Raw genomic sequence first — 10227 nt, 5'->3', positions numbered from 1 at the left:
GGTGTCGGTGTTCTTACTGGTGTTGGTGAAGCAGTTGGTAATTGAGCACGAAGATTATTGGCAGTTGGTGGACGTGTCGGGAATTTTGAAGTTTTACATCCGCTAAAAATAATAGCAAATGCAAAAAATAAAACCCATGAGCTCGCCCGTTTACTCGACATTGAATATCCTTCAATATTTATTTATTCCAGATGACGGACTGCTTTGGCAAAATACCAAATCTACTTTATAAGAATACCATTTTTATGAATTCAGTAAAAGTCTAAAAAATCTAATTATATAGCTCTTAAACTGTCTAACTTTTAGTCAGATGATTGACCATTTAAAGCCTTACTTTTTTTAGGCGTAATGCATTCCCGATAACAGATACAGAACTTAAACTCATCGCTGCACTCGCGACCATTGGACTAAGCAATAAACCAAATACTGGATAAAGCACGCCAGCTGCGAGAGGCACACCCAGAGCATTGTATACAAAGGCGAAAAAAAGATTTTGCCTAATATTTTTAATAGTCTCATGACTTAAATTAATTGCTCGAGCAATACCACGAAGATCACCCTTCACTAGAGTGATTCCTGCACTTTGCATTGCTACATCTGTGCCTGAACCCATAGCAATACCTACATCTGCTAATGCAAGTGCTGGAGCATCGTTCACACCGTCGCCGGCCATTGCTACTTTTCGACCTTCGGCCTGGAGTTTTTTAATAATTTCTATTTTTTGATCAGGCAAAACATCTGCATAGACTTCAGTAATTCCTAATTTTTTTGCAACAACTTGAGCTGTTTCTTTATTATCACCGGTCAACATTACCAGTTTTAATCCTTTTTCTTTAAGCAGCTTAATCGCTTCTGGTGTGTGTACTTTAATTGGATCTGCGACACCAAGTAAACCCGCAGGTTTTCCATCAATTGATAAATATAAAACTGTTTGGCCTTCTGCTCTAAGTTGTGAACTTGATTCATTATAGTTTTTCATTTCAACGCTCTGAGATTCTAACAGGCGTTGATTTCCAAGAGCTCCACGTTTGCCGTCTAATTCACCTGTAATTCCTTGACCTGTGATTGATTGAAAGTTGTGAACTACAGGCAATTGATTTACACCACGCTCTTTTGCGCCGTTTAAAATAGCAGTTGCCAGAGGATGTTCACTTCCCTTTTCAAGACTCGCTGCAAATTTTAGAACTTCTAATTCGGTGAAACCTTGAAATGCTTTTACAGTAATGAGTTTAGGTTTTCCCTCGGTTAAGGTGCCTGTTTTATCAAATACTAATGTATTGATTTTTTCTAAAACCTCAAGCGCTTCTGCATCTCGCACAAGAACACCTATTTGAGCGCCCCGACCAACACCCACCATAATTGACATCGGCGTTGCAAGCCCGAGTGCACACGGACAAGCAATAATAAGCACAGCAACACTGTTCACTAACGCATAAATATACGCAGGTGATGGGCCAAACACCGCCCAAGTAATAGCTGTAATTATCGCAATGATGACAACTGCTGGAACAAACCATGCTGAAACTTGATCAGCAAGTTTTTGAATGGGAGCTCTACTTCGTTGGGCTTCATTTACCATTTTAACAATTTGCGAAAGCAAAGTGTCTTTTCCGATACCTTCTGCAATCATTATAAAACTTCCGGTTTGATTTGTAGTACCAGCTGTTACTTTTTCGCCTTCATATTTTTCAACTGGAATAGGTTCTCCCGTTAGCATTGCTTCATCAACAGAACTTTTTCCTGAAAGCACAGCTCCATCAACTGGAATTTGTTCTCCAGGCCGAACACGAAGTTTGTTACCGAGTTGAACTTCACCAAGATCAACATCTAGCTCTGTGCCATCAGCATTAATTCTGCGTGCGGTGTTAGGTGCAAGTTTTAATAACGCCTTAAGGGCTGAACTTGTTTGCCCTCGCGCACGAAGCTCTAAGACCTGCCCCAGAAGTACAAGGGTTACAATTGCTGCGGCGGCTTCAAAGTAAACTCCAATTCTTCCACCATGCTCGATAAAATCCACTGGAAATATACCCGGAGCAAAAGTTGCTAGAAGACTATATGCAAATGCAACTCCAGTTCCCAAAGTAATCAGTGTGAACATATTGAGATTTTTTGTTTTAATAGAATACCAACCGCGATGAAACAATGGATACCCAGCCCATAATACTACAGGAGCTGATAGAAAAAGTTGAACCCAATTCATCTCGTTCCCAGGAATCCAGGTGTGAAATGGATTTCCAGAAAGCATCTCACTCATGGCAAGAATCAAAAGCGGAATAGAAAAACCGATGCTCCATTTGAGTCTATAAGTAAAATCAACGAGCTCAGGGTTTGGTGTATCGTCAGATGATGTAACTTCTAATGGTTCAAGCGCCATGCCGCAAATCGGACAACTACTGGGCCCGACACTTTGAATATTTGGATGCATGGGGCATGTGTAAACGACGAGCGATGTGTTAGGTAATGTTTTTGGATTTGCACTTTGATTTGCACTTTGATTTAGATTCAATTTTGATTTCATTAGAAATTTTGCGGGATCAGTTTTGAATTTTGCCAGACAGTGTGAGGAGCAAAAATAAAATAACTTACCTTTATGCTCCGTACTTCCCGCACAATCGTTTGGATCAACATCCATATCACACACTAGATCTTTTTCGGTTTTCTGATTTTTCATTTCAATTTTTGCATTTCCCAAAGTTTTGCGTACTTCAAAAATAAACTTTGTGCTGCTCCCAGAGCGATAATGAATCCTGCCGGGCCATCGAGAAAACCGCGCTTCCACAGGTAGCATTCAATAAATTTTCCGATGGGTTTAAATACAAGTTTCAAAAGTGATGGTTTTTTGCCCAATCGAAAAAGTTCTTTTGCACCTAATGTGCTAAATTCATTATTTGTGTCTATTTGATCATCAAGATCACGAAAAACATAATGTTGAATATCGTTTTTTAACACACCGACTTTTCCTGTGATCTCAAGATACTCATGCACAGCGCCACCTTGCCACTGGGCTTTTTCTTTTTTAAAAAGTCGCCTTTGATAATCAGGGTACCAACCACCATGCCTAATCCATCGCCCTAAATGAAAACTACAACGTGAAATTCGGTAACCATCATACTTTGACTGATTTGTTGCTTCAAAAATTTCTTTTGCCAATGCCGGGCTCAACGCCTCGTCAGCATCAAGTGATAAAACCCAAGGTTGTGTCGCAAGTGAAAGTGCATATTGTTTTTGATCTCGATAACCTTTAAAAGCTCGTTTTTCCACACGCGCGCCTAGACCCTCCGCAATAGAAACTGTGCGATCGCTACTGAAACTATCAACCACAATAATGTCAGCGGCCCAAGGCACGCTTTGAATACAGCGAGCTATATTGGCCTCTTCATTTAGGGTTATAATCACTAAACTCACATGTTTTTTCATATTTGACACACCGCGATATATATAGTATAACTATATTACTTTATTGAGGTTTTTAAATGCAAAGACGCCCTCGCAACAACATCATTATTGTATTCTTGGTTTTGACCTTAAGTCTACCGGCCTTTGGTTATTATTCCACATTTGATACAGGCGAAATCGTCAGGCCCGATCAAAACCAAGTCGGATTTGAAACACAATTTATTATGACAAGCCCCACTGCAACAAACTTCATGGCTCATTATGATTTAGGAGCATCAGAATCTGTAAACTATAAATTTTTACTCGGCGGTGGAACACGCACCGTTCAAGCAGGTGGATTCATTAAATACATCCCACTTCCAGATTATAAATATCAACCTGCTGTGGGCGCAATTGCTGGCGTTATTTATGCAAACCACCAAGGCTCACAAGCACTGGGCTTACGGTTTCATCCACTGATAAGTAAAAGACTTAATGCTGAAGAATTTGGAATTTTCACACCTTATGTTTCAACACCTTTTGGAATCACATTTGCGAGCCTCCAAACATCATATCCCTCACAATTTGTTTTAGGTTCAAGTTGGACAATGAATAATGAAGACACAGCGTTTCGAGTTATTGCAGAGTATGGAATTAACATGAACGCAGCTTTTAATTATCTCACCATAGGATTTACATTACCCATCGATGGCACTTCAACAATTTCTGACACAAATTAAAAAGCCATAACTTTCGTTATGGCCTGTTAATTCAAAAAATTATAAAAACCAAATTAAATTAAAATGATCAGAGTAAAGTAAGTGGTGCAGCTAAAAATACCGTCATCATGAGCCCACTCATTTCAAGCATATTGCCTTCTGTTTTCATATCGGCACTAAAGCGAGAATGCATATTTGCATTTAACATTCCTTGACCTGAGTATTCACCTTCGCTTTGTTTTTTCAACTTCATTCCGCCACGGCCATTCACTTCAATCGTACCGTAAACATTGCGTTTGATTTCGAAATGGTGATGATTGATCGAACCTTTAACCAACAGGCTTTTCCCGTTGTTAAGTACTTCTTCAGTTATTGTAAATTTAGAACCACGACCTGCAATGAGACCTGAGCATTGTGAAACACCTTCGCGAATTGCAGCACAAGATAAATCAGTAGCACCGGCACCGCCAGCCCAACCTTTAACACCTGTATCTGTAATGCCAAGATTGATCATACCAGAGGGGCCAAAGAAAGTTTTGCCCAAAATTTTGCCGTCTTCATTGCGAATATCGATACCGTAAATTCCGTTACCATATGCAGGTTGAAGCGTAAAACTCATACGGCCCTGTACATCCCCTGCATAAGCTGAACTTGTCATTAACATGATTGCTAAAGCTAAAAAGAATTTCATGAAAAGCCTCCATTAAATTGATTTCTTACCCAGGTATGACGATCGGTTGAAGTTTGTTAGTTGTCAAGAAAAAGGCCACCCTTTTCAGAGTGGCCTTTTTCGATATTAAAAACTAACAATATCTTAATTTACGTCTTTATATTCAGCATCGACCACGTCGTCTCCGCCCTTTTTGGCTGATTGATCGTCGGCACTTCCACCGCCTGTGTCACCACCACCGCCGCCACCACTACCAGATTGTTTATACAGGTCAGCAGAGAATTGATGCGTTATATTAGTGAGTCGCTCATAAAGGCTCTTCATACTGTCATAGTCAGCTTTTTCAATAGCTGTTTTTGATTCAGCAATAACTTCTTTAGCCTTTACAATATTTTCTGCGTTTAATTTGGCTTCGTTTTCAGTAATTAGTTTTTCTGTCTGATAAACGAGATTATCCAAATTGTTTTTCAAAGTGATTTGCTCACGACGCTGTTTATCTGAATCTGAATTTGCTTCAGCTTCACGCACCATGCGTTTGATTTCATCTTCGTTAAGACCACTTGATGCCGTGATCTTAATGCTCTGTTCTTTTCCAGTGCCTAAGTCTTTTGCAGAAACATGCACGATACCGTTTGCGTCAATATCAAATGTTACTTCAACTTGAGGAACACCGCGAGGTGCTGGCGGAATACCAACAAGTTCAAAGCGACCTAAAGTTTTATTATCTCCAGCCATCTCACGCTCCCCTTGGATGACATGGATGTCAACGCTGGGTTGGCTATCAGCAGCTGTAGAGAACACCTGTGACTTGCGAGTTGGGATAGTCGTATTGCGATCAATTAATTTTGTCGCAACACCACCGAGAGTTTCGATACCAAGACTTAAAGGTGTTACGTCAAGAAGTAGAACGTCTTTAACTTCTCCACCTAAAACGCCACCCTGTACTGCAGCACCAATGGCAACAACTTCATCGGGGTTAACACTACGGTTGGGCTCTTTTCCAAAAAATTCTTTTACCATTTTTTGAATCATTGGAACACGCGTTGAACCACCCACAAGCACAACTTCATCAATTTGAGATGCGGCAAGCCCTGCGTCTTTTAAAGCTTTGCGACAAGGTTCAATTGAACGTTGAACAAGTGGATCAATAAGTTGTTCAAACTTAGAGCGAGAAAGTTTAATGTTTAAATGTTTTGGCCCTGTAGCATCTGCGGTAATAAAGGGCAGATTGACTTCGGTCTCTTGAACGCTTGAAAGCTCAATTTTTGCTTTTTCAGCAGCCTCTTTAAGACGTTGTAAAGCCATTTTATCTTTAGATAAATCTACTCCTTGATCGCGCTTAAATTCGCTGATGAGCCATTCCATGATTTTATCGTCGAAGTCGTCACCACCAAGATGGGTGTCACCATTGGTTGATTTTACTTCGACAACATTATCGCCGACTTCAAGAATTGAAATATCAAATGTTCCACCACCGAAGTCGAAGATTGCGATTTTTTCTTCTTTCTTTTTATCTAAACCGTATGCAAGTGCAGCAGCTGTGGGCTCGTTGATGATACGTTTAACATCAAGACCCGCAATGCGACCGGCATCTTTTGTGGCTTGTCGTTGAGCATCGTTAAAATATGCAGGAACAGTGATGACCGCTTCTTTTACTTCATGACCTAAATAATCTTCTGCTGTTTTTTTAAGTTTTTGTAATATCAATGCACCAATTTCTTCGGGACTAAATGTTTTACCGCGAATATCAAATGCACATTCATTGTTTTTTACTTTTACGACTTTATAAGGAACACGTTTAACTTCTTCATTAATTTCTTCAAAATGACGTCCGATAAAACGCTTTGATGAATAAATTGTGTTCTCAGGATTTGTCACAGCTTGGCGTTTTGCGATTTGCCCAGCTAGTTTTTCGCCATCTTTTGTAAAACCCACAACACTGGGTGTTGTGCGTGCGCCTTCTTCGTTAGTGAGAACTTTTGGTTCTCCACCTTCAAGAATGGCTACGCAAGAATTTGTAGTTCCAAGATCGATTCCAATAATTTTACCCATTTTAGATCCTCCAATACGAGTCTATGTGCTTTGTTATATGACTAATGTGGGTGCTCTTAAACATCCGTCAACCCTCAGGAATTAAATTTTTCGAGATTTTATAGCAAATATAGAGGGTCTGGACAAAGAAAGGGCCCAATGCAAAGAAATATTACGCCCTTCATATATCAAAATTGACATATAGAATGGAGCAGGAGGTGCTGAAGCTTTTAAAGGCTGGCACCATTACTCATGATGACCAGATTGTGATTACTGCCTAGAGAACTAACCCCCTACCTGTTTTGTATTTTACTTTAACTCAATGTTTGTCGGTTGTATTTGTGGGCTTACGCTTAAAGCGTTCAAAAAAGCCAGCGACGGGGCGATTAACCACATCATCAGAAATGGCTGCGAATTCTCGCATGATTTCATCTTGGCGACGGGTGAGTTTTTCAGGAACTTTTACAGTAACTTCAATAAAGTGATCGCCACGGCCATAACCTCTAACAGAAGTAAAACCCTGACCCGGAAGTTTGATGCGATCGCCGTTTTGAATTCCTTTAATGATATCTACAAATTCACGACCTTTAATTGTTTCGACTTCGATGCGCGTTCCTAAAATCGCTTGGGTCATGGTCACAGTGAGATTTGAAATCACATCATTACCATCACGCTTAAATCTTTTATCAGGTGTTACATAAATTTCAACGTACAGATCACCTGCGGGGCCACCTTTTTCGCCTTCTTCACCTTCAGAGCTTAAACGCAATCTGCCACCGGTATTAATTCCGGGTGGGATTTTAACTTTGAGATTTCGTTTTGCATTTTTTCGACCATTGCCATCACACGCGGGGCATTTTTCTAAAATTACTTTACCTTTGCCGCGACACTTTGAGCATGTGGAACTGACGCTGAAAAATCCTTGAGAGTGAAACACACTGCCTTTGCCATGACACTGAGAACAGGTTTGAACTTGTGTACCTTTTTTTGCACCTGTGGCGTTGCAATCTTGGCAATGAATAAGGCGATTGAATTGAATTTCTCTTTCAACACCTGTTGCTGATTCGACAAAACTAATTTCAATTGTAGTTGTTAAGTCGGCACCTTTACGTGGGCGCGAATTGCTGGCATTTGTACCACCACGTGCTTGACCAAAAATGTCACCAAAGATGTCACCAAAATTTTGAAAGATATCATTGATATCTTGAAAACCTTGGCCATTCATTTGGGGACCAGTATTTCCGTAACGATCATATTGTGATCGTTTTTCAGGATCACCTAGAACTTCGTAAGCGTTTGCAGCTTCTTTAAATTTATCTTCAGCTTCTTTTGAGCCCGGGTTTTTATCAGGATGAAATTTTAATGCTTTTTGACGATAGGCTTTCTTGATGCCATCTTGAGTGGCATTTTTGGGTACACCTAAAATTTCGTAAAAGTCGTTCATCTTAAATCCTAAAAATATTTATCTTCATTTCTTATTAGCGCAGTAATGCCACCTATGTAAATTGAGAATTCTTCAGGTTTTGTCAAGAGTAGCCCATTCGCCCACTGCCATCTTATTAATTTCAATGAAATATTTTTAACTGGTCCCGGGTCAACCTGCAATTTAAAATTTCAGAATATTAATTGGTAATAAGTAGCTGAACCTCTACCATTACGCTGAATAAACTCGTCTGCCAAAAGTGCAGTCAACGCATTGGAAACTGTTCGAGTTGGAAGACCCGTATTTTCTTGGATTGCTTTTGGTTTGAGTCGAATTTCTGGAAACTCTTTGAAGCACTCAAAAACTTTTAGGGTTGATTCTGATAATTTCTTAAACGCTTCTACTCGCTTAATGTAAAAATCAATGTCCTTAAGGGATTCTTGTAAAACCTTTAGCATATACCTTAAAAATATTTCTATTTTGTATTTATTTGAATCAACCTCAAATTTTCCATCAGAGCATTGATTTAAAACAATATAATACTCTTCCTTATGTCTTTCGATATGTCGATCTATCGCCAGACAATAGACAACATTGGCGAGTTTTTCTTGAGGGGATTGAAGAAGTGACATTAAAAATAAAGCCCGTCCTAACCTACCATTTCCATCTTGAAATGGATGGATCGCTAAAAAACGAAAAACAAATTCACAGGCAACTGCTATAGTCCACGGCTCTTTGCGAATAGCATCATTGTACCATGCTACAAGTTCCTTCATGGCTAATTCCGTTTCTAAACCTGGGGCAGCAGTTTTAAAAATGGTTTTTTTGTGACCAGTACTATGATTTTCTTCAACGACAGAATTGGGGTGATTCTTATAGCCCCCCTTAACAATACCAGGCTTCGAATAATGCCGGAGTAGTTCTGCATGTAGTCCCCTCATGATAGTCTCAGTAAAAGGAGTATAGCTTTTTGCTTGTTCATAAATAAGAAGTAAAACAGTTCGACATCCAGCTACCTCTTCAAGGCTACGCTCTTTATCTTTTGAAAACTTGTCTGCTATGATTTTTTTGTGAGCTTCAAAGGCCGTTTTTTTAGCATCTTTTTCTAATACAGAGTCGAGCCAATCAACTTCTGAATCTGTCAATATGGCGTTTTCGATACGGGTTGAAGCACCCACTGTACTGATCCAGGCATAATGATGAATAGCCTCTTTATCCTTTGTAGACATAGCCGCTAGAAGAGTATTTTTCTCTAAAACAGCCTCATTAAGGGCAATTAATAGCTTTGTAGATTCATTATCTAATTGAAATGACAGCATTTTTAAAGCATACCAGATCATGCCATATCATGCCATAAAATATTAAATTATATGGCATGATCTGGCAAGTTCGGACATTATCGTAAATGGTCCTAGGCCTTGTGGATCTTCTATTTTAATCTTGCTCCTGCGCGATAAACGATTTTGTACCGTGGATCAAGCGTTGTGATTGTATCAAGCATACGATACGCCCACCCTTTTGATGTTGGAAAGATTTAGAATGAATGTGAATGCGAATATTAAACCTGTGATGCGAAAAAAAATCGAGAGAGAAATTTTTAAAATTCTCCCCCGATTCACTAATTGTGTATTCATGATCAGATCTTAGACCTTTAATGCTCATGTGCCATTTGATGATGAGCAGTACAAAGCGTTTTGAGATTTGGCAGTTCATTTTGCCCACCATGACTAATAGGAATAATATGATGAACTTGAAGCCATTTTCGCTGTTCGCATCTGTTTCCATCGGGAGTGATTTGAGTGCACTGAACCTGATCTCGTAAGTTGAGTTGATGAGTGATTTTGGCTTTTATACGAGTCCGCTCAAAAGGAATGTTGATCACTGGTCCCGGGACCAGTTGGGGATTGGCCGCTTGCACATTCGCGATTCTTTGATCATTCTCAGCATTTTGATCATTCTCAGCATTTTGATCCTTCTCAGCATTTTGATCCTTCTCAGCATTTTGATCC

8 protein-coding genes are annotated in these 10227 nt (G+C 39.6%); 1 reads left to right on the top strand and 7 read right to left on the bottom strand.

Annotated features, from left to right (window positions below):
• Positions 1-322 precede the first annotated feature (322 nt).
• Positions 323-2671 (bottom strand): heavy metal translocating P-type ATPase, encoded by a 2349-nt coding sequence (locus tag SGI74_10440; GenBank protein MDZ4677912.1) that lies wholly within the window; start codon positions 2669-2671, stop codon positions 323-325.
• A complete protein-coding gene (locus SGI74_10435) occupies positions 2668-3417 on the bottom strand; it encodes a glycosyltransferase family 2 protein (GenBank protein ID MDZ4677911.1) in 750 nt (249 codons plus the stop codon). The genes SGI74_10440 and SGI74_10435 overlap by 4 nt, the downstream gene beginning before the upstream one ends.
• Positions 3418-3473: 56 nt before the next feature.
• On the opposite strand from SGI74_10435, the gene SGI74_10430 reads away from it, so the two are divergent.
• Positions 3474-4115, top strand: a complete 642-nt coding sequence (locus tag SGI74_10430; protein ID MDZ4677910.1) for a hypothetical protein — start codon at positions 3474-3476, stop codon at positions 4113-4115.
• A 67-nt stretch (positions 4116-4182) separates the two neighbouring features.
• Here the strand turns inward: SGI74_10430 and SGI74_10425 are convergent, their stop codons facing one another.
• The 5 genes from SGI74_10425 to SGI74_10405 all read right to left on the bottom strand — a co-directional run.
• Entirely contained in the window at positions 4183-4785 is a 603-nt protein-coding gene (locus SGI74_10425; protein ID MDZ4677909.1) for a hypothetical protein, read from the bottom strand.
• A gap of 123 nt (positions 4786-4908) precedes the next feature.
• Positions 4909-6816 carry a molecular chaperone DnaK gene (dnaK, locus tag SGI74_10420; protein MDZ4677908.1) on the bottom strand — a complete coding sequence of 636 codons (1908 nt, stop codon included), beginning with the start codon at positions 6814-6816 and terminating at the stop codon, positions 4909-4911.
• 298 nt (positions 6817-7114) lie between these two features.
• The gene (gene dnaJ, locus SGI74_10415) at positions 7115-8239 is read right to left on the bottom strand and encodes a molecular chaperone DnaJ (protein ID MDZ4677907.1); all 1125 of its coding nucleotides are present in this window, start codon (positions 8237-8239) and stop codon (positions 7115-7117) included.
• Between the two features lie 170 nt (positions 8240-8409).
• Positions 8410-9558 (bottom strand): Fic family protein, encoded by a 1149-nt coding sequence (locus SGI74_10410; protein ID MDZ4677906.1) that lies wholly within the window; start codon positions 9556-9558, stop codon positions 8410-8412.
• A gap of 311 nt (positions 9559-9869) precedes the next feature.
• A partial coding sequence (locus SGI74_10405; protein ID MDZ4677905.1) for an HNH endonuclease signature motif containing protein occupies positions 9870-10227 on the bottom strand: 358 nt, incomplete at its 5' end.

The sequence above is a fragment of the Oligoflexia bacterium genome, assembly GCA_034439615.1.
In the GTDB taxonomy this organism is placed as follows: Bacteria; Bdellovibrionota; Bdellovibrionia; order JABDDW01; family JABDDW01; genus JAWXAT01.
Note: the sequence above shows the minus strand (reverse complement) of the source record. Positions and strands in the feature narration are given on the sequence as shown.